Genomic DNA, 23396 nt, shown 5'->3' with positions numbered 1-23396 from the left:
CAAAAAAGCAAACTCTTTTACAAGTTTGCTTTTTCATCTATCTTATAATGCACATTCTTCAATCTCAAATCCTAAATCTGCAATCATACCCCAGTCCGCAGTCGGCTCTTGCCCAGCTGTCGTTAAGTAGTCCCCGACAAAAATAGAATTTGCTGCAAATAAACCGATTGGCTGTACAGAACGTAAATTGATTTCACGTCCTCCTGAAATACGAATTTCTTTTGTTGGGTTTACAAAACGCATCATTGCAAGTACTTTTAAACATTCTACTGGCGTTAACTCTTTTTGCCCTTCAAGAGGTGTCCCCTTTACAGCAACAAGGAAATTACAAGGGATAGAATCTGCATCTATACGTTGTAATTCAAATGCAATTTCAGCACGCTCTTCAATTGTTTCTCCCATGCCAAAAATTGCTCCAGAGCATGGTGAAATACCAGCTTGTTTTGCTTTTTGAACTGTATCAACACGATCATCATACGTATGAGTTGAACAAATACTATCGTAATTATTTGCATGTGTATTTAAGTTGTGATTATAACGGTGCACGCCTGCTTCCGCTAAACGTCCTGCTTGATCTTCATTTAAGAAACCTAAACAACAACAAATCTTCAAGTCTGTCGTTTCACGAATTTCTTTAACTGCTCCAATTACGTGATTTACCTCTTTATCCGTCGGACGACGACCAGACGCTACAATACAATATGTACCTGCTTTACGGCGTATTGCTTCATGTGCCCCTTCTACAATCTTCTCCTGCGTTAACCATGCATATTTATCAATCGGTGCTTCTGAAATAATAGACTGTGAGCAATATCCACAATCTTCAGGACATAATCCAGATTTCGTATTAATAATCATATTCAATTTTACTTTCTTACCAAAGTGATGATGGCGAATAATGTAAGCTGCATTCATAATTTCTAAAACTTCTGTATCATCAGCTTCTAATATCGCTATTGCATCTTCTTTCGTAATCATTTTCTCTTCCACTACGTCGTATGCAAGTTTTTTCCAATCCCTTTTTGTTTGTACTTGTTTCATTTCATCTCTTCCCCTTTTTTGTTATATGTATAAATAAAGCATGATACGTTGCCATTATCCCTTCATTTCCCGTGAAGTCTCTTTCGTATATGCGTAGCATCGCACGAAAGAGTGAGGGACTTTGACAATATGATCCTTCATTGCTATTAGTTGCTCCTACTTTTCGAATAGAATGCAGAAACTCCTTAACTTCTGTAAAACTCTCTATGTAACATGTTTCAGAAACATGCACATCCCCTGTTTCTATCTTACATATATGAAGCAACTGATCTTTTGAATAAAAACGTTGACCAATCGATATTTCATTTTTTATATTTCTTTCTTCTTTCGCACGTTGGAACGAAGCATGCAATTCTTGAAATGTTTCATGTCCAAACGTTGAAAAGAGTAATATCCCATCTATAGACAAATGTTGAAATAAATTTCTTAACACTTGTTGTAAATTATTTAACCATTGAAATGTAGCATTTGAAATAATGACATCATATGATTCTTCTAATCGTAATTGCTCAATATCTTCACAGTGAAACGTTACATTTTTTACATTTTGTCTAGTTTGCGCAATCGCAATCATACTTTCAGCAAAATCAACTGCTGTAATATGTGCTTTCGGAAATAACTTTGATAATTGTTCTGTTACATACCCCGTCCCGCATCCCAGTTCTAAAATACGTATTGATGCCGTTTCACTATATCGTTCCTTTAAGATTGAAAGTAATGAATGTGCCATCTTTTTTTGTACATTTGCATATCGATCGTAAGATACGGCTGCCCCATTAAACCGTTTTTGTAGTAACGTTTTGTTGATCATGTCGTATCCCCTCTACAAATTGAATTATCTCATTTGCACAATATTCAAAATTCGTTACACATAATGCATGCCCTGCTTCACTTACTACTTTCAGCTCGCTGCTGCTATTCTCCGTCATACTACGTGCCGCAGACAATGGGCATATTACATCCTGTTCTCCGTGAATAAGTAGTATAGGTACTTTAATTTCTTTTAGTTCTTCTCTCATATCTGTTTCTATTAAATAATCCAAACCTAGTTGTAAAGACTGAATAGAATCACCTTTAAAACGGTCTACAATGTCTTCAAAGTTTTTATTCCCTTTTAGCTCATCTTTCGTAAACATATTTTCATAAAAACGCTTGAGCGTATCCTCTCTCCTTCTCGCCAAATTCCTTTTCAGCCGTTCTATATGCAAAGCATTCCATCCATTACTATAGTCGCTCGTATTTGTAAATTTAGCAGTCCCACCAATTAATACGATGCCTTTTGCCTGAATCTTTTTATAAGCTTCAACTGCTGCTAACGCTCCTAGTGACCATCCAACTAAAATTACGTTGTCGTTATGCGCTACATCTATAATTCGTTCCGCAAATTCACTTCGTTCTTTCACATTACGCCAATCTACGCATTCAACAGGATATCCTTTAAAATACGGAAGTACTAAATCCCAAATATTCTCTTCCATTCCCCATCCGGGGATAAAAATAATCTTTAGCTCGTTCATACGAAAATCTCCTCTTCTTTCGCAATGTGAATAATTCGGTCAATAGCCCATTTTAAATCAGCTATTGTATGTTGCGATGTAACTGCAAAGCGAATTCGAGAACTATGAACCGGCACAGTTGGCGGACGAATTGCAATGGCCGCAATCCCTGCCTCTTGCAACCTTTTACTAAATCGTAAAGCATGTTCATTTGAACCGACTACAATCGGTACAATATGAGTTGAACTATTCCCAATATCAAAACCAGCATCCCTTAATTTAGTTCTGAAGTATTCTCCGTTTGCTATAAGGTTCTCTCTTCTTTCATTATCTTCTTTTACAATTTCAATTGCTTTTTGCACTGCTCCTAACGTACTTGGTGGTAAAGCTGTAGTAAAAATAAAGCTTCTCATCATATTTTGTAAATACTCTATATAAATTTCATCACCTGTCAAATACGCACCATAACACCCTAAAGCCTTGCTAAACGTCCCCATATGTATATCAATTTTTTGAGCAAGATTTTTTTCTATATGAGATAACCCAGCTCCGCCGATTCCATATATTCCACTCGCATGTGCTTCATCGGCTATAATGATTGCCCCGTATTTCTCTTTCAGCTGTACTAAATCTCTCAAATACGCAGTATCACCATCCATACTAAAAACGGTATCTGTTACGATTAATTTTCTGCTTTCAGGCGAAGCCATTTTCAACAGCTTCTCTAAATGATCCAAATCATTATGACGATACCTTTTATGCTCTGCCCCGCTTAATATGATTCCATCAACAATACTTGCGTGATTTAACTTGTCACTAAAAACAATATCGTGCCGAGAGGCCAAAGAAGATATGGCACCTATATTTGCCGTATACCCACTATTTACGATTAAAGCTCTTTCAGTACCTTTCCATTCACATATGCTTCTCTCAACCTCTTCATATAATGGATGATTTCCTACAACGAGACGAGAGGCAGTCGCTCCAGTTCCATATCTTTTTGTACAGGCAATAGCAGCTTCTTTTAACCTTTCATCTCCAGCTAACCCTAAATAATTATTTGACGCTAAATTTAACATCCTTTTTTTATCTCGAATAAGCCAAGTCTCTTCTGCCTTCTCTGTTACATGCAAATCACGATACTGCCCTTGCTCATGTAATTGTTGTAATTTACATTGAAGGTGCGCCCGCCACGTTTGATTCATTTTGGATAAACTCCTCTAATTTTGAAATCATAATATGTTCTTTTGCAGATTCTAATACTTCTTCTTTCGTAAACTCACCTTCAAAGAATGGTAATAATCCTAAAACTGGTACCCCGCTCAGCTCTTCAATCATCTCTTTATTTTCTTGCACTCTTTCCATTTCACATTCTTTGCAACCTGATAAAATGACACCCGCTACGGTTAAGCCATGCGCCTTTGCGTAAGCAATCGTTAACACTGTATGATTTACTGTTCCTAATGTAGGACGAGCTACTACAATAAGAGGCAACTGTAATTCTTTTGCAAAATCAATTACTAAAGCATCTTCTGTATATGGGACAGCAAGCCCACCTGCCCCTTCTACAAATAAGCTATTAAACTCTTTTAATAGTTCATTATAGTAATCAGTAATTTCTTTTAACTTTACTACTCTTCCAGCTCTTTTCATGGCAAGTCTCGGAGCAAGTGGTTCTTCAATAGAATAAGGGCAAATTTCATTTTCTTGTGTCGGCACACCTGATAATGCTTTTAACCTTGCCGCATCTCCCTCAGGGTTTGATGCAACATGCCCACTTTGCAACGGTTTATATACTCCGATGTTATATCCCAATTCTCTAAATACACCGGCTAATGCACCGGCAACGACAGTTTTCCCCACTTCAGTATCTGTTGCTGTTATAAAAAAACCGCTCATTATTCTCCCTCCGTAACATCCGAGATTGCTTTATACAAAATACGTAACATATCATCAATCTCCTCAATTGTAGAAGCAAGAGGTGGCATAAATACAATCGTATTACCGAGCGGTCGTAAGATCATACCCAGCTCTCTTGCGCGTTTACATACTTGAACACCGACTCTTTCTGTCCAGTCAAACGCTTCTTTCGTTTCCTTATTCTTCACAAGCTCAATACCAACCATTAATCCGCACTGACGAATATCACCTACATGTTTATACGCAAAGAGCTTTTCTAATTGCGCTGCCACATAATCCGTTTTACGTGCCACTTCTTCTATTAAATTTGTTTTTTCATATAGCTCTAAATTCGCGATTGCTACGGCACACCCTAACGGATTGCCTGTGTAGCTATGTCCATGGAAAAATGTTTTTTGTTCTTCATATTCTCCTAAGAAGGCATTATATATTTCATCCGTCGTTACCGTAACTGCAATTGGTAAATATCCACCTGTTAAACCTTTCCCAGCAGTTAAAATGTCTGGCGTCACATTTTCATGTTCACACGCAAACATTTTCCCTGTACGCCCAAATCCAGTCGCTACCTCATCTGTAATAAATAATACATTGTACTTAGTACATAAATCGCGCAGTCCTTTTAAATATCCTTTTGGCATTGTAATCATCCCGCCAGCACCTTGCATTAATGGCTCCACAATGATGGCAGCTACTTCTTCATGCTTTTCTTTCAACAATTCTTCCATTTCTTCTAAATGGCTTTTTACAATTTCCTCCCTATTATTCCCGTAAGGAGAACGATATGTATATGGATACGGCATTTTAATCGCATCAAATAAGAGCGAACTATACACTTGGTGAAACAAGTCTATTGCTCCTACCGAAACAGCTCCAATTGTATCACCGTGATATGCTTCTTTTAATGTAACGAATCTTTGTTTCTTTCGTTTCCCTTTATGCTGCCAATATTGGAAAGCCATCTTAATTGCAATTTCAACAGCGGTAGAACCTGAATCAGAATAGAATACCTTCTTCAATCCATCTGGTACAACCTCAATAATTTTTTCTGCTAATAAAATAGATGGAACGTTAGCAAGTCCTAACATAGTAGAATGAGCAATTTTATTTAATTGCTCACGAATTGCTTCATCTAATTCCGGTACTTGATGTCCGTGAACATTTAACCATATAGATGAAACACCATCCCAATATTCATTACCATTTACATCGTATAGCTTTCTTCCCTCTCCACGTTCAATAATGACAGGATCTTCTTCTAAATAATCTTTCATTTGTGTAAATGGGTGCCATACGTAAGCTTTATTTTTCTCTGCTAATTCTTCATATGTATAAGATGATTTTTCAATCGTTTTACTATTTATTGTCACAATTGTCACCCCTAATGTTAACTTGTTTATAAATATAGTTAACATTAAATCTGAATGACTGTCAATTATTTTAAAATCAAATAGTTCTTAAAAAAGAACAACTTATCATACGATAAGTTGTTCTACTTTCCATGCTGTATCTTTCCAATTTCTAAAATAATTTCTTCATCTTTTTTCCCCTCTGTATCAATTCCAAGTTGCTTAGCGTGCTCAATTAATAAATCATGACGCTTCTCAAATCTAGCGGTATTTACTTCTTTCGTAACCTCTTTTTTTGTTTTCCCCTCAGTAGAAACTCCTAGTTTTTCTGCTGCTTTTTCCATTGATTTCTTCTCTTCTATTTCTTTTACTTTCTTCACTTCTGATTGTTGTATTTGCTTTTGTTTCAGCTGCTCTGATTCAGCCGCAAAAGCTGTGTAAATTCCAGCACTTCCTCCAATAACTAATAAAGTGGTAAAAAGAATTATTTTTTTCTTCACTCTTTCCTCCCCCTTTCAAATTCATTATAACGTACATTTTTACAGCATTAAAAACCATTATCCTTTATTTCCCTAAAAAAACATTTAATATTTTTATTGACATGTAAGATGAAAATATGATAAAAATTTAACTAACATCATATGAATCGGCGTTGATAGGATTTAGTAGTATTTCGATTTCTGATTTCAGAGAGCTGGTGGTCGGTGCGAACCAGTACAGAGCGAATTATGAATTACCCCCTGGAGCTTCTTTTACGAAACGTGAGGAGTAGTGAAAGACGGTTATAGACCGTTATGTCTAAAGAGTGGTGAAACGACACTGTTTCACAATTTAGGGTGGTACCGCGAATTTTTCGTCCCTGCATATATTGCAGGGGCGTTTTTTATTTTATAAGCGCATATCATATGACCCTTTATTTTGTGATACATTCATTTCACAAGCTAGGGTGGTACCGCGATTTCTTCGTCCCTGCATAATTATATGCAGGGACGTTTTTTTATCCAATCTTTTCCGTATCATATAGAAGAACAAACAATTACCGGTAATTTGTCGCAAAATTCTAAATTTTAGAAGGAAATATACAATATTGGCGAATTTTATATAAAAAAGAGCTATTTCACATTACTTAGGAGGGGAAAACAATGGTTTCAAAAATTGAGTCTGTTCTTTTAACAATTTTTATCTTTTTCTGCATTGGCTTTAGTGTTATCAAATTAGAAGTTTCACCACACATCCCGATTTTATTTGGCATCGTTCTTTTATTAGCGTTTGGATTTATGAAAAAAATTGATTGGTCTACTATGGAAAAAGGAATGATAAGTAGTATTTCAGCTGGTATTCCATCTATATTTATTTTCTTACTTGTAGGCGTATTAATTAGCATTTGGATCGCAGCTGGAACTATTCCAACTTTAATGGTATACGGCTTCCAACTTGTATCTCCAAAAATTTTCGTTCCAACTGTTTTTGTTGTTTGTGCAATTGTTGGAACGAGTATCGGTAGTGCATTTACAACTGCTGCAACTGTAGGACTTGCCTTTATGGGAATGGGTACTGCCCTTGGATACGATCCAGCTCTTATTGCTGGGGCAATTATTTCTGGGGCATTCTTCGGAGATAAAATGTCTCCTTTATCTGATACAACAAACTTAGCGCCTGCTGTAACGGGTGTAGATTTATTTGAACATATTCGTAACATGCTTTGGACAACAGTGCCAGCTTTCATTATTGCTTTTATCGCATTTTTCATTTTAGGAAGCGGATCTGGTGGAAACGTTGATTTCTCAGCATTTATTAACACATTAGAAAAAAATGCAACGATTTCTATCGTTACACTGATTCCTATTTTATTACTGTTCCTATTCGCATTTAAAAAGGTACCCGCAGTTCCAACATTACTTGCAGGAATTGTGGTAGGGATTATTATTCTCTTTATTTTTAAACCTAGCACTTCTTTAGCTGATTTAATAAAAATTATGCAAGACGGTTACGTTTCTAAAACTGGTATCAAAGATATTGATAGCTTATTATCTCGCGGTGGCCTGCAAAGTATGATGATGTCAATTGCTCTTATTTTCCTAGCTCTTTGTATGGGAGGATTATTACAAGGAATGGGTATTATAGCGCAGCTGATGAATATTATCTCTAGCTTCGTAAAAACTAGTACACGCTTAATTATTTCTACTGCTTCAACTGCAATTGGTGTAAACTTCTTACTCGGTGAGCAGTACTTATCCATCGTTTTAACAGGACAAGCATTTGCTAATAAATACGATGAAGTCGGTTTAGAACGTCGTAATTTATCACGAGTATTAGAAGATGCTGGTACAGTAATTAATCCACTCGTACCATGGGGTGTAAGTGGCGTATTCTTAACAAACGTTCTTAGCGTTCCAACATTCGATTACCTGCCATACGCAATCTTCTGTTTAGCATGTCCAGTCGTAACCATTATCGTCGGCTTTACTGGATTCGGCCTTTCATGGAAAAAAGAAAAAGCAGTACCAGTTTCATAATATAATAAAAAGGATTACCAAATCGGTAATCCTTTTTATATTTCTCGACTATCTATTCGCTTTCTTTCTTCTAAATAACATAAGTAATCCCGCTCCAACAAACGCAAGACCCGCTCCAATTGTAGAAGCAATACTTGCACCTGTTTTCGGTAAATCACGTTCATCTTTTTCAGCTTCTTTATTTTCACTTACAGTTGTTGTTGTTTCTTTTGTATTTTGATCATCTGTTGTAGTTTGTCCAGATCCAGTATTGTTTCCATCTTGTTTTGGTTCATTACCATTATTACCTTCTTCTGTTGGTGGTGTTGGGTTTTCTCCATTACCTGTTGGCGGTGTTGTTGGATTTTCTCCCCCACCTGTTGGCGGTGTCGTTGGATTTCCTCCCCCACCTGTTGGCGGTGTCGTTGGATTTCCTTCACCAGTTTCTTTATCATCATTTTTCTTCGTTATATCAATTGCATATTTAGCAAATTCATTTTCAGATGGTCCAACATATGATATGTTCCCATCTTTCTTTATATACTTTTGTGCATTTGGTGAAGAATCAAATGTTGTATTTAATTTATCTGCAACAATCGGTTTAAACGTCCAATTTTGATCAGCTGCTGGATCAATATTTTTTATTTTTTGCATATACTTCACAATGATTTGACGTGTTTCATCTTGTGATTGGTATACAACCTCCCCTTTACTTACACCTGGGAACGTTTGACTACTTCCACGATAGTTATTTGTAGCGACGATGAACTCTTGATCATCAGCTACTGGCTTACCTTCATATGTCATATTTACAATACGATTCGTATTTGCATTTACAACTTTTCCATCTTTATCGTATTTCGCCGGTTGTGTTACATCAATTTCGTATTTTAAGCCATCTAAAATATCGAAGTTATATGTAGGATAGCCTATATTTACTAATGGCTGTTCTTCTGTTTTCTTTGGATCAATTGTATTAAACTGACCTGCAGACATTTCAAGCCATTCTTTCACTTGTGCCCCATTTACTTTTACAGCATATAACGTATTTGGATACACGTATAAATCTGCAACGTTTTTAATTGCTAACGTTCCAGCTGGAATATCCGTATAATATGTAGCACCGTTTCGGCCACCTGCTTTAAATGGTGCGCCTGCAGATAAAACCGGAATATCTTTAATCTTTTCGTACTCTGGTTTTTTAAGTTCTTGTTCTACATACCATTTTTGCGCATTTGTCACAATTTGTACGGAAGGATCATCTTGTACTAATGAAAAATAACTATTAATTGGTGCTTTCGTTTCACCTACAGGTGTATTTACATAGTCGATTGTCGCTTGATGCTCATCTTTAATTTCATTAACTAATTTTTGATCAGATTCTACTAATGGGGTACCTTTACTATTAGCAATCGGGCGAAGTTGCGGCTTAGATTGATCTTTTTGTACTTCCCATTTTCCGTTTACCTTTTTCAATTGCATATCAATAATACCTAAGTTACTACCAAAAACACCAGGCATTACAACTGGAACACCATTAAATACATCCTTCACTTCAGTATGTGAATGTCCCATTAATACTGCATCTACGCCAGGAACTTGTGTTGCTAAATGATATGATGCATTTTCCATTCCTTCGTTGTATCCACTCTTATCAACACCTGAATGCGCTAGTGCAACGACAATATCTGCATGTTCCTCATTTTTCAGTTTCGGTACTAATTTATTCGCTGTTTTGACAATATCTTTCGCTTTTACTTTTCCTTCTAAATTTGCCTTATCCCAGTTCATAACTTGAGGTGGGACAAATCCTATTACACCAATTTTTACTATTTGTTTTTGGCCTGCTTCATCCACTACTTCTTTCTCTAAAATATGATATGGTTTAAAATAATTTTCATCGTTCGCTTCATTATTATCATGATCATCTTTATAAACATTCGAGTTAATAACCGGGAATTCCGTTTTACTAATTACTTTGTTTAAATAGTCTAAGCCGTAGTTAAATTCATGATTCCCAAGAGAGATGACGTCATACTTCATTAAATTCATTACACGATATAATGGATGTGTATAACTAGGATCCACAGGATTCTTCGGATCTTTTATTTTATTTGCTACATAATCTCCAAGCGGTGTCCCTTGTAATGCATCTCCATCATCAAATAGGACAGAGTTTTTCGCTTCTTCACGTGCTTTATTAACGAGTGTTGCAGTTTGCACGAGACCTACTTTATTATCTGTTTTCGTTTGATAATAATCGTAATTCATTAAGTTAACGTGAATATCTGATGTTTCTAGAATTCGTAAGTTAACTGTACTCTCCCCAGTTTGCTCATCCGCATGAGCTGTTGCTGGCAATACTTGCGGCGCTATAACACCAATAGCAAGAGTTGCTCCAGCTAGCATTTTTTTTGACTTTTTCACAAAAAATCCCCCTTATACAATTACCAGAAATAATGAAATGAATCCCTATCTGTCTCTAACCACATACCTTTTTTCTTCTATTAGAGACACAATTTTCATTTCACCCTGCGCTAACGAGTAGTCCCCTTAAACGCCCGATTGATGAAGACTATTAATTAATAGGAAATAAAGCTCCCACTCATTAAAGTTTCACCTTATCTGACATTATCATATATAAAGTTCTTTCCTATCGTCAATATTTTTTGACAAACTTCAACAAATTTTCTGTAAAGTTATTATAAACTTTTCATAAACATATAATATGCCCTTACATTGCTAATACTGCTGAATATGATACAATTACCAATTACAAGGAGGATGAATTTATGAAAAAAGTCATCTTAACAATTGTTTGTCTCCTCCTTCTGATCATTTCTTATTCTTATTTTGAAAAGAACGACGAGACAAAACAAAATGAATCTGAAGAAAAAACAGAAAAAACATCTGCCCCAAATTGGATTGATAAGCAAACAAACGAATCTTTTTATCATCTTGTATTAGGTGATTCACTCGCTAAAGGATATGGATCGACACAAGGTGGATTTGCTGAATTAGCTTCTAAGCAAATAGAAGCACAAATTCATAAACCAATTACAGTAGAAAACCTTGGGGTAAACGGTCTTACAACAGATCGTCTCGCTAAAAAAGTTCAATCAGAAGATGTAAAGGAAAAAATTAGAGCAGCAAATATAATTACAATTAATATTGGAGGAAATAATTTATTTCGTTTAAATCGTGATGTTGGTGTTATAGATGGTATAAAAATGTTAAATAAAGAAAAAGCCCATTTTGAAGCGGATATAAAAAGTATTGTAAAGACAGTTCGAGATCAAAATCCGGACGCTTTACTCATTCTCTCAGAACTCTATAACCCGTTACAACTCGATGACTCCATCGCAAGTTATGCAGATATGTTTTTAGATGGCTGGAATGAATCTGTTTATTCCATTTCCAAAGCAAATCAACCATCTATCGTTTTACCAATTCGCAAATTAATATCGAATGATAAAAAAGAGTTATTATTTGACCAAGTACACCCAAATGATAACGGCTATGCAATTATTGCCAACACATTTACAAAGCAAGTGTTATCCTACAAATATTAAAGCGACCATGAAACAATTCTATTTTTATAACATGTCTTTTTTGTTACAATGATAGTGGAAGGGGGCCTTTATATGGAATCACGCGAGTGGGAACGTATTGTTGATCATCTTCTTTCGCTAGTGCCTCTTTTTTATCGCAAATTTATGCTTCCTGGAGAATTTTCTTCTCAAAGACATATGCCGCCATCACATACACAAGTATTACTGCTTTTGCATGAAAACGGCACATTAGCAGTTTCCGAAATCGGCAAGCGGCTAGCGATTTCACGGCCTAACATGACACCTCTATTAAACAAACTTATTCAAGAAGAACTAATAGAGCGTCATTATAGCGAAAAAGATCGACGGGTCATTTTAATTTCTCTAACAGCTGAAGGGAAATTATTAGTAAATCAGTATCAGCAATTCATTTTAGACAAACTAAAAGAAAATTTCCAAACATTATCTGAGGAAGAGCGCGAAAAGCTCATTCATTCTCTTCAAACCATTCAAAATTTAATTTTGAAAACAAACGTATAAAGCTGCTTCTAAATAGAAGCAGCTTTATGATTCGTAATAATTACCATAGTATACATTGGAATATGGCCATGTTGTTAAATATGGTTTTTTTTCCTGTGTAGGCTGTTGTGTTGGTAATTGTGGTATTTGTGATAATTGCTGTAATTGTTGTTGCCGATATAATTCGTATTGTCTACTCGTATCATAAACCGGATAATAATTTACATATGGATATACTTGAGGCACGTAATAATAATACATTATCCTCTCCTCCTTTTTCTTAAACATATTCAAAGGAGAAAATGAATGTGACATTGTTTATAATTGTACAAGTGGTTCTCTCACTCGTTTCTTCCTTTTCTTCAAACGTAACTTACGGTTCTTTTCGTATAAATAATGCACAACGAAATATGAAATGAGACCAAACACAACTCCTAAAGTCGTCATTCCAATTAATACATACACTTCACTTTGTAATAAGCTCTTTAATATCGTAAAAATGTGACTTGAAAACAAGTCCGATATCGTAAATGGTTCATGATGAATTTTCTGTACATGAAATGGATAAATCATTTTTCCTAGCGCATACGCAAGCGGAAATAAAAATACTGGGAGAAACGATATTTTCCCAATAATATTGCCAATAACTGCCGCAGGAAAAGATCCCTTTGCTAACCTGACGATTGGATAAAATATTACATATACGAGCGATGCCGTATAAATGACTAACATTTCTAAGCCGAATCCTATAGCAAACCCTAACGATACTTTCTTTGCGCCTTCTGGCGATCGAAGCAACTTATAATATTGAAACTTTAATATTCTCCACATCCGCTGGAAAAACGAATATGTTTTCTTAGTTGTTTTCACCCTCATCATCTCTTTAACTATATTTTTATATGTAGTATGTCCTTACACACTCTGAAAAACAAATTTAGTTTTCTCTTTTATTATAAATGATATCGAAATGGTTAACCAAATATACATCCGACATTTTAATATAAAAAAACCTCCCTTTTAGGAAGGCTCTTCTACATTTTTAAATAAACTCACTAATAACGCTTTTTGAGCATGCAATCGATTACCAGCTTGCTCAAAGACGATAGACTGCGGTCCATCTATAATTTCTCCTGTTACTTCTTCTTCACGATGGGCAGGTAAACAGTGTAAGAAACGATATGTTTGCTTCGCATGCTTAACAAGTTCGTTATTGATTTGGTAAGGTTGAAATAAAGTATACTTCTCTTCTTCGCCCTCTTGCCCCATGCTCATCCAAACGTCAGTATAAATGAAATCTGCTTCATTCACTGCTAATTCAGGATCATGCAAAACTTCAATTTCAGCTCCTGTTTCCTTGGCAATTGCTAACGCTTTTTTTACAATCTCTTCATTCGGTTCATACCCTACAGGCGTTGCCACAGTCATATGCATTCCGACTTTTGCACTCGCTAGCAACAATGAATGACATACATTATTTCCGTCACCTACGTAAGCCAATTTTATTCCTTTAAATGTATTTGTTTCTTCGTATATCGTCATAAGGTCTGCCAATGCTTGACAAGGATGATGATCATCCGTTAAACCGTTAATAACAGGAATACTCGATTCTTTTGCAAGCTCTTCTACATCCGCGTGTGAGAATGTACGTATCATGATCCCGTCAATATACTGCGATAATACTTTCGCAGTATCTGAAACGCTTTCTCCTCTTCCCATTTGCATCTCTTTCCCACTTAAAAACATACCATGTCCCCCGAGCTGTACCATTCCTGCTTCAAAAGATACACGAGTACGAGTGGAATGCTTATCAAAAATAAGCCCTAATATTTTGCCTTGTAATAAAAGCTCTTGCTTATTCTTTTTTAAATATATAGCGAACTCAATTAAAGAAATAATTTCTTCTTTCGTTAATTCTTCTAGTGTTAAAAGATCTTTCGTATTTAATTTCGGTACTTGTACAGTTGACATGAAACTTCCCCCTTATATGATTGATACGTTTTTTGTACAAACTACTTTTTTTATTATATATACTGCCTGTTCTAACTCTTCATTCGTGACAATGAGTGGCGGTAATAGTCTTATCACATTAGGACCTGCTTGTAATACGAGAAGTCCTTCGTTTTCTAGTTGTTCTATAAAACTTGCAACTTCATGCTTACACTCAATCCCAATCATAAGCCCCTTACCACGTATATTTTGAATACATTCGACATGCTGTAATTCCTCTTGCAACTTCTCTAATACGTACTCGCCTTTTTCTTGTACTTCTTTTAAAAACGATGGTTTTTCACTTACTTGCAATACTTCTTTCGCTGCAGCCATCGCGATGTAATTCCCGCCAAAAGTTGAACCGTGTGATCCTGCAGTAAACGACGCTCCGAGCTCTTTCCGGCCAATCATCGCTCCGACAGGAATCCCATTCCCAAGCGCCTTTGCAACGGTAACGATATCAGGCTCTATTCCCACTTGTTCATAAGCGAATAGTGTTCCAGTTCTTCCTATCCCCGTTTGTACTTCGTCTATAATAAATAAGGAACCGAACTTATTACATAATGTTTCAATCTCTTTCAAAAAAGATAGATCAGCAGGTATTACTCCTCCCTCTCCTTGAACAACTTCTACCATTACCGCCGCAACTTCTTCATTCATTACTTCCTCTAATGCTTTAATATCGTTAAAAGGGATATGTAAAAAAGATGGAAGTAATGGACCAAATCCTTCTTTTACCTTATCTTGGCCCGTTGCACTCATCGTTCCAAATGTTCTACCGTGAAAAGACTGCTGGCATGTTACGACGAGAGATTTTCCAGTATGCTTACGTGCTAACTTTAAAGCCGCTTCATTTGCCTCTGCCCCACTATTACAGAAAAACACATAATCTAATGCTCTATTTTCTGTTAATAATGACGCAACTTCTTCTTGCAAGCTGTTTGTAAACAGGTTAGATATATGCCATATATCATCAAGTTGCTCTTGTACACCTTTGAGAACAGTAGGGTGACAATGTCCTAGATTACATACGCCAATTCCTGATGTAAAATCTAAATATTCCTTACCGTTATTATCAATAACTTTCGTTCCAGTTCCCTTTACAAACTCAATAGTTCTTCTGCCATACGTTTGAAAAAGATGACTCGTCATGCAATACTCACACCTTTCGTTACCGTCGTTCCAATACACTCTCCCGTAACCTCAGTAAAATCTTTTGTACCATTCACAATACTTATCTTTTGCACTCCCATTTTTAATGATGCTAGTGCCGCCTGTACTTTCGGAATCATCCCACCTGTAATAACACCTGTTTCTATAAAAGTAGCAATTTCCGATTCATCCGTTTCCTTTACCAAATTCCCTTCATGTAATATTCCATCTACATCCGTAATAAAAATAAGCTCTTTTGCCCCTAACGCAGCCGCAATCCCAGCTGCAGCATTGTCCGCATTTATGTTATAAATTTCATTACCATTTATCCCGATTGGAGCAATAACAGGAATATACTCCATATTTATTAATCCTTTTAATAAGGCTGTTTCTACATAACTTACTTCCCCCACATATCCTATCTCTTCGCTGACAGGTTGAACTTGAAGTAAATTGCCGTCACACCCTGAACAACCTACCGCAAGTAAATTATGCTTTTGTAAATTCATTACGAGTTTTTTATTCGTACTTCCGCATAGCACCATTTGAACAACATCCATAACTTCTTTTGGTGTTACGCGTAATCCATCTCTTTTTTCTACGTTGATGTTACAATCTTTTAATTTGGCATCAATTTCTGGCCCACCACCATGGACAATCACTACTTTATACTTCTGCTGTAATTTCTTTATACAATCAAAAAACACATCATTTAATTGATTCAACATACTACCGCCGCATTTCACTACAATATATTCGCTCATCTTCTCTCTCCTTATGTACGATAACAAGCGTTTATTTTCACATATTCATAGCTTAAGTCACAGCCCCAAGCTGATCCTGTCTCTTCTCCTAAGTGTAAGTACACATTAATGACTATTTCATCTTCTTGTAATCTCTCTTTCATTTCTTCTTCAGAAAATGTTTGAGGCTCACTATTTTTTAATACCAATATAGATTGAAGAGTAATGTCAATTGTATTCGGATTAATAGCTACTTCACTTTGTCCAATACTGCTAATAATTCGCCCCCAGTTTGGATCTTCACCATGTATTGCTGTTTTCACAAGACTCGAACCGACTATTTGCTTTGCAATTTTTTTTGCCTCTTCATTCGTTTGAGCTCCTAGCACATTTACTTCGATTAACTTTGTAGCGCCTTCACCATCTTGCGCAATTTTCTTTGCTAAATCTTCACATACCTTCTGTAAAGCACATACGAAAGTTTCCCAATCTGTATGTTCCATATTTATCGGCCTTGTTTCTGATAATCCACTTGCCATAACGATGACCATATCATTCGTAGAAGTATCTCCATCTACCGTAATTTGATTAAATGTATGATTCGTAATTTGGGATAATGCCGTTTGCAATACGTCATGCTCTATATGAGCATCTGTCGTAATAAAACTAAGCATCGTTGCCATATTCGGATGAATCATCCCTGAACCTTTTGCAACACCCGCAATCGCCACTTTCTTCCCATCAATAATCATTTCATAGCAAGTTTCTTTCGTTATAAGATCCGTCGTTAAAATTGCTTCAGAAAAAGAATATGCTTCACTTTCTTCCTTCGTCGGTATAAGAGTTGCAACTCCCTTTCGGATTATATCCATCGGCAGCGGAACACCAATTACACCTGTTGAAGCTACTGCAACGTAATTTTCTTTCAATCCAAAATGTTCCGCCCCTAATGCGCGCATCTCGTATGCGTCTTGTAATCCTTTCATTCCAGTACAAGCATTTGCATTTCCACTATTAACGATAATTGCTTGTAACTTCCCTTCTGCCGTTATACTATCCTTCGTTACTTGTAAAGGGGCTGCTTGTATTTGATTCGTTGTATACACAGCGGCACATGATGCTGGTACGTCACAAACGATTGCCCCTAAATCCTTTTTCTCCTTTTTCAGACCATTTGCAGTACCAATTGCCGAAAAGCCTTTCGGCGTTACAATCGAACCATTTTCTAATTTTGTAATAGACGCTACTTTAATCATCATGTCCCCCTTATAGATAAAGCGGCATATGTTGTAAACCTGTTGTCTCTTCTAGTCCCGCTATTATGTTTGCATTTTGAATCGCTTGCCCAGCCGCGCCTTTCATCATATTGTCTATAACAGAAACGACCGTAACTCTTTCTGTTCTTTCATCGTAAGCTATGCCAATATCACAATAATTTGAGCCTCTCACTTCTTTTGGACTTGGAAATTTCCCTTGCGTACAAATTCGGATGAAAGGCGATTGTTCATACGTTTCTTCATACAATTTTTGAAGTTGCTTTATTTCCATCTTTTGTTTTACTTTTGCATAAAGTGTAATCATGATTCCTCGTGATATCGGTATTAAATGTGTGCTAAATGTAATTGGCTGTAATTCACTATTCCATTCTGTAAGCATTTGCTCAATCTCTGGAACGTGCTGATGCTGGTTTACTTTATAGATGTGTAAGTTATCGTATAGCTCAGGAAAATGAGTCATTGTTGTTGGTGTTTTACCTGCTCCTGTTACCCCTGATTTCGCGTCAATAATAATCGAATCTTCTTCAATCATGCTACTACGTACTAACGGTGCTATCGCTAGCAATGTGGCTGTAGCAAAACATCCTGGGTTTGCAATTAAATTTGCCTTTTGAATCTCAGTCCTTTTCCATTCACTTAACCCATACACTGCTTTTCTAAGAATTTCTTCTTTCGCTGCTGGCCTTTTATACCACAATTCATATGACGAAGGATCTATCATACGAAAGTCTCCAGATAGGTCAATTACTTTTAAACCTTCAGCTAATAACTTGGGAGTTAACTCCGCCGATACTCCTGCTGGTGTTGCTAGAAATACGATTTCTGCTTCTTTCCCTATTGTCTCCACATCAATTTCTTGTAACGTATGAACGAGGACATTTCGAAGATGCGGATATACATTTGTTATACACTCACCAACTTGTGAAAAAGAATGAAGAGATGCTATAGAAAAATATGGATGTTGTTCTAATAAACGAATTAACTCAATGCCCCCATATCCAGTGGCTCCAATAATTGCGACTTTCATAAGTTCCTCCTCAAATCGATTCTTTAAATTAAGTATGATTATAATATTGTATATTTATAGAGTCAATTAAATATTTATAAATTTTACAAACTTAAAAAACTTAATTTTACTAGAAAAACAATATACACAACCGAATTTTTATACAAAATAGTGCATGGTAGTTTTTTTATTTCACTTCAAGTACAATAAAACAATACATACGTACATACAGGCGGGAAAAAATATGAACGAAAAATTAATTGAGAAAATGATTATAAAAAGTTTTCAGCAATATCAATGCAGTCCAATATCAAAAGAAGATCAGGAAATGCTAGTGAAACATATTCAAACGGTGACTCATTCAAATATTGAAATTGATTTATACGAGGAGATTGAGGATATTGTTTATGATTATGTGACTGGAAAACAATAAAAATAGGAGATTTCCATGTGGAAATCTCCTATTTTTTACTTAATGATTTACCTGCTACACGTTCAAATAAACCTGGGAATAAAGCATAAAGTTTCGGGCCAATTCCCATCCACTTCGGTAAGTTTACTTCACGTTTTTTCGTGTGCATCGACTTTACGATTTGTTCTGCTACGTATGTTGGTTTTAACATGTAACGTCCCATATTCTTTACATATGTACCAGATTGATCCGCTATTTCAAAAAAGTTTGTATCTATCGGACCTGGATTAATTGCTGTAACATAAATATCTGTATTCGCTAATTCCATGCGTAAACTATTCGTAAATCCTAATACAGCATGTTTCGTTGCTGCATACGCACTTGATTTCGGAGTTGCAATTTTTCCGGCAAGGGAAGCAATATTAATAATATGTCCTTCGTTCTTGTTTACCATATAAGGTAGTACCGCTTTCGTACATGCTACTAATCCAAATACATTTACTTGGAACATATCTTTCACTTCATCCATTGACGCATCTTCAAACGTTTTAAAAATACCAAATCCCGCATTGTTTACTAATATATCAATACGTCCCACTTCTTGTAATACCTTTGAAAAAACAGACTGTACTTCCATCTCTTCACTTACATCTAATACATAATAATAGCAAGGCGTATTATAAGTTTCTTTAATTTTGTCTACTAACGCTTGTAGTTTCTCTTCTGTTCGAGCCATTAATACTGGAGTCGCTCCCTGTGCTGCAACTTGCATTGCAACTTGCTCACCAATCCCACTAGAAGCACCTGTAATGACGATTACTTTATTTTGTAAACGTCCTGTCATTGCTGTCACCTACTTTGCATAATAAATCAATTGTTGCGATGACTCATCAATCATCACTTGTTGATTATATGCTAAATAGTCCAATTGTCCAACCGTTTCTGAAATAGTAAGTGGTAATTGTTCTTTATATAATACCGGAAATAGTTTTACACATACTTCAAATGCTGTCATTGGTTTTTCCTTTAATAACTCAAGCACTTTAAAAGCACGTGTTTCTTGCTTTTGTAATCTCGTTTCAATAAGTTGTTTCACATTTAGAACATCTTCCCCATGCCCTGATAAAATACGTGAAATATTCATTTCGCTTAAACGCTGTAATGTTTGATTATATTGTAGTAATGGGCGTGCCCGTTCTGTTTGCCCTTCATATGGTGGTTCTAGTATTGGATTCGAAGAAATATGACTGATGAGAGCATCTCCACCAATTAATATTCCATCAGATTCTCTATATAAAGAAATATGAGTAGAAGCATGACCTGGTGTTTCAAGTACTATAAATCCAGGCAAAGAATCAATACGATCTCCTTCTCTCACAGTATGCGTTAACGATCTATTACAAGAATATTTAAGTGTCCTCGTCGTCAATAACGACTCGTCTTTCAAAAATGCTGCTGGCACACCAAACTGTAAGGCCGTCTCTCTAAAAAATTCATGATACCGCTTTAAAAATTCTGGATTTTGTGTGATCCAAGGCTCATTCCAAGGATGTCCAATAATATTCGTCTTCTCAGAAAATATATTTAAAAGTCCACAATGATCTGCATGATGATGCGTAATGACTACTGTTTCAATATCTTCTAGCGTATGTCCTAATGCACCTAATTGACTTTCTAACGCATTCCTTGCCTCTTCTGTATTCGTCCCTGTATCAATTAATGTTAATGTCTCCCCCTCAAATAAAAACACATTCACAGTTTCCACTGCAAATGGTACAGGAATCTCCATTCGGTGAATCGCCGTCATGCTTAGCCCCCCTGTCTCTTTCCGGTTCAAAAATGAATACTTCTTCAGTTTACAACTTCTATATATATTTGTCATTATTTTCAGATAAAAAGAGGTGTTTCCTATAAAAAAACGAATGTATGTACATTTATAAGAATTTCTAACCAAAATTAAAGGAGGAACATCATGTCTATTCAAAACATTTCCTTTCTCGGTGCAGGCTCCATTGCCGAAGCTATTATTGGTGGCTTGTTACATGCAAATGTTGTTAAAGGTGAACAAATTACTGTAAGTAATCGTTCTAACGAGACAAGATTACAAGAGCTACATAAAAAATACGGTGTCAAAGGTACTCATAATAAAAAAGAATTGCTTACTGATGCAAATATTCTTTTTCTAGCAATGAAACCAAAGGATGTTGCAGAGGCGCTTACCCCTTTTAAAGAATACATAAATAATAACGTGCTTATTATTTCATTACTAGCAGGTGTTTCTACTGACTCAATTAGAAAACTACTTCAAAAAGACGTTCCAATTATTCGTGCAATGCCAAATACATCCGCAGCCATTTTAAAATCAGCTACCGCTATCTCCCCTTCAAAACATGCAACAGCGGAACATATTCGCACTGCAACATCTTTATTTGAAACGATTGGTCTCGTCTCTGTTGTAGAGGAAGAAGATATGCATGCTGTCACTGCATTATCCGGAAGTGGACCTGCTTATATTTATTACGTAGTGGAAGCTATGGAAGAAGCTGCAACAAAAATTGGTTTAAAAGAAGATGTTGCAAAATCACTTATTCTTCAAACGATGATTGGTGCTGCTGAAATGTTAAAAGCAAGTGACAAACATCCTTCTATTTTGCGAAAGGAAATTACTTCTCCTGGTGGAACTACCGAGGCAGGTATTGAAGTATTACAAGAACATAAATTTCACCAAGCACTTGTTTCTTGTATTACACAAGCAACGAAACGATCACATAATCTTGGAAAAACATTAGAACAACTAACAAAAGAAAAATAGAAAAAGGAGCTCAAGTTTATTTGAGCTCCTTTTTCTATAATTACACTTAGTTATTGTTCTTCCCAAAAATCTCTTCTTGCAGGCGACGACCAGTCGGCGTTGCTGCAAGTCCACCTTCTGCTGTTTCACGAAGTGCTACTGGCATCGTTTGTCCGATTCTAAACATTGCCTCAATTACTTCATCACATGGAATTGTACTCGTTACACCAGCTAATGCTAAATCTGCTGAGATCATCGCATTTGCAGCTCCTGCTGCATTACGTTTTACACAAGGTACTTCTACAAGTCCTGCAACAGGATCACACACTAAACCAAGCATGTTCTTTAATGAAATTGCCATCGCTGTAGCTGCTTGATCTTGTGTTCCACCAGCCATCTCAACTGCAGCTGCAGCCGCCATTCCACTTGCTGAACCAACTTCAGCTTGGCATCCTCCTGCCGCACCAGAAATACAAGCGTTATTCGCAACAACCATACCGAAAGCTCCTGCTGTAAATAAGAATTCAATCATTTCTTCACGTGTAGGCTGCAATTTTTCTCTTAGTGCAAATAGTACACCTGGCACTGTTCCAGCAGACCCTGCTGTTGGTGTTGCACAAATAATTCCCATCGCTGCGTTTACTTCATTTGTTGCAACAGCTTTGCTTACTGCATCCAAAATCGTATCTCCAGATAAGCCTTTTCCACTCTTCATATACGCTTGAACTTTTACAGCATCTCCACCAGTTAAACCAGTTGGTGATTTCACGCCGCGAATACCACGTTCTACTGCTTGCTCCATCACGACTAAGTTCTTTTCCATACCAGCAATTACTTCTTCACGTGAAATACTTCTTGTTTCCATTTCACATTGAATCATAATTTCTGCGATTTTTACATTTTGTTCTTTAGCTTGCGCCACTAGTTCCGCTGCGTTCCGAAACATGGTGTGTCCCCCCTGCAATTATTCCATAATAGTTACTTGACAAATATTTTGTTGCGCTTTTATTTCTTCAATTACTTCATCTGCTAATAATTCATCTGTTTCGATGACCATAAGCGCTCTTCTTCCTTTTTCTTTACGAGATACACTCATTGTACTAATGTTAATCTCATGTTTCGCAAGGATTGAAGCTACCGCTGCAATAGCACCGAAGCGATCGTTATTTACAATAAGTAGTGCTGGGCTCGTGCCTGATAATTGAAGATCGAATCCGTTTAATTCTACAACTTCAATTTTACCGCCACCAATTGAGCAAGCAACAACTTCAATTTCATCTTCACCTTTATACAAACGAATTCTCGCTGTATTTGGGTGAGGTGCATTGGCATCTTCTTCAATGAATTCTACTTCAATTTCGCGCTCTTTTGCTATTTCTAGCGCCTCTGGAATACGTAAGTCATCTGTTTCAAATCCTAATATCCCACCTATTAGCGCTACATCCGTACCATGCCCACGATACGTCTTTGCAAATGATCCATATAATGAAATGCTTACTCTTTCTGGTTCATGACGAAACAGCTGGCGAGCAACTTGCCCCATTCTTGCCGCGCCTGCTGTATGTGAACTTGATGGTCCAATCATAACTGGACCGATAATATCAAATACTGAGCGATACTTCATCATAACTCCCCCTAAACCTCTATGAAAAAATTTA

The 23396-nt window shown here is 36.4% G+C and carries 24 protein-coding genes and 1 other annotated feature; of the genes, 5 read left to right on the top strand and 19 right to left on the bottom strand.

The window, feature by feature from the left end:
• Nucleotides 1-42: 42 nt before the first annotated feature.
• The 7 genes from bioB to ACTFR8_RS12085 all read right to left on the bottom strand — a co-directional run bounded on the left by bioB (nt 43) and on the right by ACTFR8_RS12085 (nt 6303).
• Nucleotides 43-1041, bottom strand: coding sequence for a biotin synthase (gene bioB / locus ACTFR8_RS12115; protein ID WP_000815856.1), 999 nt, complete (start codon nt 1039-1041; stop codon nt 43-45).
• A gap of 1 nt (nt 1042) precedes the next feature.
• On the bottom strand, nt 1043-1852 hold the full coding sequence (bioC, locus tag ACTFR8_RS12110; RefSeq protein WP_000608907.1) for a malonyl-ACP O-methyltransferase BioC: 810 nt from the start codon (nt 1850-1852) through the stop codon (nt 1043-1045).
• Nucleotides 1818-2558 carry an alpha/beta fold hydrolase gene (locus ACTFR8_RS12105; RefSeq protein ID WP_001004163.1) on the bottom strand — a complete coding sequence of 247 codons (741 nt, stop codon included), beginning with the start codon at nt 2556-2558 and terminating at the stop codon, nt 1818-1820. Before ACTFR8_RS12105 ends, bioC begins: the two co-directional genes overlap by 35 nt.
• Complete coding sequence (gene bioF / locus ACTFR8_RS12100; protein ID WP_030027935.1) at nt 2555-3742, bottom strand: 8-amino-7-oxononanoate synthase; 1188 nt, start codon at nt 3740-3742, stop codon at nt 2555-2557. Before bioF ends, ACTFR8_RS12105 begins: the two co-directional genes overlap by 4 nt.
• Nucleotides 3708-4436, bottom strand: coding sequence for a dethiobiotin synthase (gene bioD, locus ACTFR8_RS12095; protein WP_000012496.1), 729 nt, complete (start codon nt 4434-4436; stop codon nt 3708-3710). Before bioD ends, bioF begins: the two co-directional genes overlap by 35 nt.
• Complete coding sequence (gene bioA, locus ACTFR8_RS12090) at nt 4436-5869, bottom strand: adenosylmethionine--8-amino-7-oxononanoate transaminase (RefSeq protein ID WP_044584832.1); 1434 nt, start codon at nt 5867-5869, stop codon at nt 4436-4438. The genes bioD and bioA overlap by 1 nt, the downstream gene beginning before the upstream one ends.
• A 77-nt stretch (nt 5870-5946) precedes the next feature.
• A complete protein-coding gene (locus tag ACTFR8_RS12085; RefSeq protein ID WP_100619284.1) occupies nt 5947-6303 on the bottom strand; it encodes a hypothetical protein in 357 nt (118 codons plus the stop codon).
• A 143-nt stretch (nt 6304-6446) separates the two neighbouring features.
• Nucleotides 6447-6667 (top strand) — a binding site (T-box leader).
• A 278-nt stretch (nt 6668-6945) separates the two neighbouring features.
• Between ACTFR8_RS12085 and nhaC the strand changes: the two genes are divergently transcribed.
• Complete coding sequence (gene nhaC, locus ACTFR8_RS12080) at nt 6946-8319, top strand: Na+/H+ antiporter NhaC (RefSeq protein WP_000253716.1); 1374 nt, start codon at nt 6946-6948, stop codon at nt 8317-8319.
• Nucleotides 8320-8367: 48 nt separating this feature from the next.
• On the opposite strand, the gene cpdB is transcribed toward nhaC, so the two are convergent.
• The gene (gene cpdB / locus ACTFR8_RS12075) at nt 8368-10725 is read right to left on the bottom strand and encodes a bifunctional 2',3'-cyclic-nucleotide 2'-phosphodiesterase/3'-nucleotidase (RefSeq protein WP_252209688.1); all 2358 of its coding nucleotides are present in this window, start codon (nt 10723-10725) and stop codon (nt 8368-8370) included.
• A 365-nt stretch (nt 10726-11090) separates the two neighbouring features.
• On the opposite strand from cpdB, the gene ACTFR8_RS12070 reads away from it, so the two are divergent.
• Nucleotides 11091-11870 carry a GDSL-type esterase/lipase family protein gene (locus ACTFR8_RS12070; RefSeq protein WP_000755850.1) on the top strand — a complete coding sequence of 260 codons (780 nt, stop codon included), beginning with the start codon at nt 11091-11093 and terminating at the stop codon, nt 11868-11870.
• A 72-nt stretch (nt 11871-11942) separates the two neighbouring features.
• The gene (locus tag ACTFR8_RS12065) at nt 11943-12389 is read left to right on the top strand and encodes a MarR family winged helix-turn-helix transcriptional regulator (protein ID WP_000445819.1); all 447 of its coding nucleotides are present in this window, start codon (nt 11943-11945) and stop codon (nt 12387-12389) included.
• Nucleotides 12390-12413: 24 nt separating this feature from the next.
• Here the strand turns inward: ACTFR8_RS12065 and ACTFR8_RS12060 are convergent, their stop codons facing one another.
• The 7 genes from ACTFR8_RS12060 to argC all read right to left on the bottom strand — a co-directional run bounded on the left by ACTFR8_RS12060 (nt 12414) and on the right by argC (nt 18556).
• Nucleotides 12414-12629 carry a hypothetical protein gene (locus ACTFR8_RS12060; RefSeq protein WP_000291957.1) on the bottom strand — a complete coding sequence of 72 codons (216 nt, stop codon included), beginning with the start codon at nt 12627-12629 and terminating at the stop codon, nt 12414-12416.
• Nucleotides 12630-12686: 57 nt separating this feature from the next.
• Entirely contained in the window at nt 12687-13247 is a 561-nt protein-coding gene (locus ACTFR8_RS12055; protein WP_098389464.1) for a DUF2062 domain-containing protein, read from the bottom strand.
• Between the two features lie 138 nt (nt 13248-13385).
• Nucleotides 13386-14336, bottom strand: coding sequence for an ornithine carbamoyltransferase (gene argF, locus ACTFR8_RS12050; RefSeq protein ID WP_000108846.1), 951 nt, complete (start codon nt 14334-14336; stop codon nt 13386-13388).
• Nucleotides 14337-14348: 12 nt separating this feature from the next.
• A complete protein-coding gene (locus ACTFR8_RS12045) occupies nt 14349-15509 on the bottom strand; it encodes an acetylornithine transaminase (RefSeq protein WP_025966326.1) in 1161 nt (386 codons plus the stop codon).
• The gene (argB, locus tag ACTFR8_RS12040; RefSeq protein ID WP_000006081.1) at nt 15506-16273 is read right to left on the bottom strand and encodes an acetylglutamate kinase; all 768 of its coding nucleotides are present in this window, start codon (nt 16271-16273) and stop codon (nt 15506-15508) included. Before argB ends, ACTFR8_RS12045 begins: the two co-directional genes overlap by 4 nt.
• 11 nt (nt 16274-16284) lie before the next feature.
• Nucleotides 16285-17508 (bottom strand): bifunctional glutamate N-acetyltransferase/amino-acid acetyltransferase ArgJ, encoded by a 1224-nt coding sequence (gene argJ / locus ACTFR8_RS12035; RefSeq protein ID WP_000598380.1) that lies wholly within the window; start codon nt 17506-17508, stop codon nt 16285-16287.
• 10 nt (nt 17509-17518) lie between these two features.
• On the bottom strand, nt 17519-18556 hold the full coding sequence (gene argC / locus ACTFR8_RS12030) for an N-acetyl-gamma-glutamyl-phosphate reductase (RefSeq protein ID WP_000861250.1): 1038 nt from the start codon (nt 18554-18556) through the stop codon (nt 17519-17521).
• Between the two features lie 223 nt (nt 18557-18779).
• Between argC and ACTFR8_RS12025 the strand changes: the two genes are divergently transcribed.
• Nucleotides 18780-18968, top strand: coding sequence for a YqzH family protein (locus tag ACTFR8_RS12025; RefSeq protein ID WP_001003222.1), 189 nt, complete (start codon nt 18780-18782; stop codon nt 18966-18968).
• Between the two features lie 28 nt (nt 18969-18996).
• On the opposite strand, the gene ACTFR8_RS12020 is transcribed toward ACTFR8_RS12025, so the two are convergent.
• Entirely contained in the window at nt 18997-19791 is a 795-nt protein-coding gene (locus ACTFR8_RS12020) for an SDR family NAD(P)-dependent oxidoreductase (protein ID WP_000147791.1), read from the bottom strand.
• 9 nt (nt 19792-19800) lie between these two features.
• A complete protein-coding gene (locus ACTFR8_RS12015; protein ID WP_100619278.1) occupies nt 19801-20754 on the bottom strand; it encodes an MBL fold metallo-hydrolase in 954 nt (317 codons plus the stop codon).
• 165 nt (nt 20755-20919) lie between these two features.
• On the opposite strand from ACTFR8_RS12015, the gene proI reads away from it, so the two are divergent.
• The gene (gene proI, locus ACTFR8_RS12010; RefSeq protein WP_000027251.1) at nt 20920-21759 is read left to right on the top strand and encodes a pyrroline-5-carboxylate reductase ProI; all 840 of its coding nucleotides are present in this window, start codon (nt 20920-20922) and stop codon (nt 21757-21759) included.
• Between the two features lie 46 nt (nt 21760-21805).
• On the opposite strand, the gene sdaAA is transcribed toward proI, so the two are convergent.
• Complete coding sequence (gene sdaAA / locus ACTFR8_RS12005) at nt 21806-22684, bottom strand: L-serine ammonia-lyase, iron-sulfur-dependent, subunit alpha (protein WP_000489461.1); 879 nt, start codon at nt 22682-22684, stop codon at nt 21806-21808.
• 18 nt (nt 22685-22702) lie between these two features.
• On the bottom strand, nt 22703-23362 hold the full coding sequence (sdaAB, locus tag ACTFR8_RS12000; protein ID WP_000877445.1) for an L-serine ammonia-lyase, iron-sulfur-dependent subunit beta: 660 nt from the start codon (nt 23360-23362) through the stop codon (nt 22703-22705).
• Between the last annotated feature and the right edge of the window lie 34 nt (nt 23363-23396).

Source organism: Bacillus cereus group sp. MYBK15-3 (genome assembly GCF_051916765.1).
Taxonomy (GTDB): Bacteria; Bacillota; Bacilli; order Bacillales; family Bacillaceae_G; genus Bacillus_A; species Bacillus_A cereus.
The sequence above is the reverse complement of the archived record's forward strand: the minus strand, read 5'-3'. Positions and strand labels throughout refer to the sequence as shown.

Excerpts from the sequence above, each read along its gene's own strand:
- bioA (WP_044584832.1), bottom strand. The coding sequence starts at position 5,869 with ATGTTAACTATATTTATAAACAAGTTAACATTAGGGGTGACAATTGTG.
- ACTFR8_RS12025 (WP_001003222.1), top strand. The coding sequence starts at position 18,780 with ATGAACGAAAAATTAATTGAGAAAATGATTATAAAAAGTTTTCAGCAA.
- ACTFR8_RS12015 (WP_100619278.1), bottom strand. The coding sequence starts at position 20,754 with ATGACGGCGATTCACCGAATGGAGATTCCTGTACCATTTGCAGTGGAA.
- ACTFR8_RS12060 (WP_000291957.1), bottom strand. The coding sequence starts at position 12,629 with ATGTATTATTATTACGTGCCTCAAGTATATCCATATGTAAATTATTAT.
- nhaC (WP_000253716.1), top strand. The coding sequence starts at position 6,946 with ATGGTTTCAAAAATTGAGTCTGTTCTTTTAACAATTTTTATCTTTTTC.
- proI (WP_000027251.1), top strand. The coding sequence starts at position 20,920 with ATGTCTATTCAAAACATTTCCTTTCTCGGTGCAGGCTCCATTGCCGAA.
- ACTFR8_RS12070 (WP_000755850.1), top strand. The coding sequence starts at position 11,091 with ATGAAAAAAGTCATCTTAACAATTGTTTGTCTCCTCCTTCTGATCATT.
- argJ (WP_000598380.1), bottom strand. The coding sequence starts at position 17,508 with ATGATTAAAGTAGCGTCTATTACAAAATTAGAAAATGGTTCGATTGTA.
- argC (WP_000861250.1), bottom strand. The coding sequence starts at position 18,556 with ATGAAAGTCGCAATTATTGGAGCCACTGGATATGGGGGCATTGAGTTA.
- argB (WP_000006081.1), bottom strand. The coding sequence starts at position 16,273 with ATGAGCGAATATATTGTAGTGAAATGCGGCGGTAGTATGTTGAATCAA.
- bioC (WP_000608907.1), bottom strand. The coding sequence starts at position 1,852 with ATGATCAACAAAACGTTACTACAAAAACGGTTTAATGGGGCAGCCGTA.
- bioB (WP_000815856.1), bottom strand. The coding sequence starts at position 1,041 with ATGAAACAAGTACAAACAAAAAGGGATTGGAAAAAACTTGCATACGAC.
- bioF (WP_030027935.1), bottom strand. The coding sequence starts at position 3,742 with ATGAATCAAACGTGGCGGGCGCACCTTCAATGTAAATTACAACAATTA.
- ACTFR8_RS12020 (WP_000147791.1), bottom strand. The coding sequence starts at position 19,791 with ATGACAGGACGTTTACAAAATAAAGTAATCGTCATTACAGGTGCTTCT.
- bioD (WP_000012496.1), bottom strand. The coding sequence starts at position 4,436 with ATGAGCGGTTTTTTTATAACAGCAACAGATACTGAAGTGGGGAAAACT.
- ACTFR8_RS12055 (WP_098389464.1), bottom strand. The coding sequence starts at position 13,247 with ATGATGAGGGTGAAAACAACTAAGAAAACATATTCGTTTTTCCAGCGG.
- ACTFR8_RS12045 (WP_025966326.1), bottom strand. The coding sequence starts at position 15,509 with ATGACGAGTCATCTTTTTCAAACGTATGGCAGAAGAACTATTGAGTTT.
- sdaAB (WP_000877445.1), bottom strand. The coding sequence starts at position 23,362 with ATGAAGTATCGCTCAGTATTTGATATTATCGGTCCAGTTATGATTGGA.
- argF (WP_000108846.1), bottom strand. The coding sequence starts at position 14,336 with ATGTCAACTGTACAAGTACCGAAATTAAATACGAAAGATCTTTTAACA.
- ACTFR8_RS12105 (WP_001004163.1), bottom strand. The coding sequence starts at position 2,558 with ATGAACGAGCTAAAGATTATTTTTATCCCCGGATGGGGAATGGAAGAG.
- ACTFR8_RS12065 (WP_000445819.1), top strand. The coding sequence starts at position 11,943 with ATGGAATCACGCGAGTGGGAACGTATTGTTGATCATCTTCTTTCGCTA.
- sdaAA (WP_000489461.1), bottom strand. The coding sequence starts at position 22,684 with ATGTTTCGGAACGCAGCGGAACTAGTGGCGCAAGCTAAAGAACAAAAT.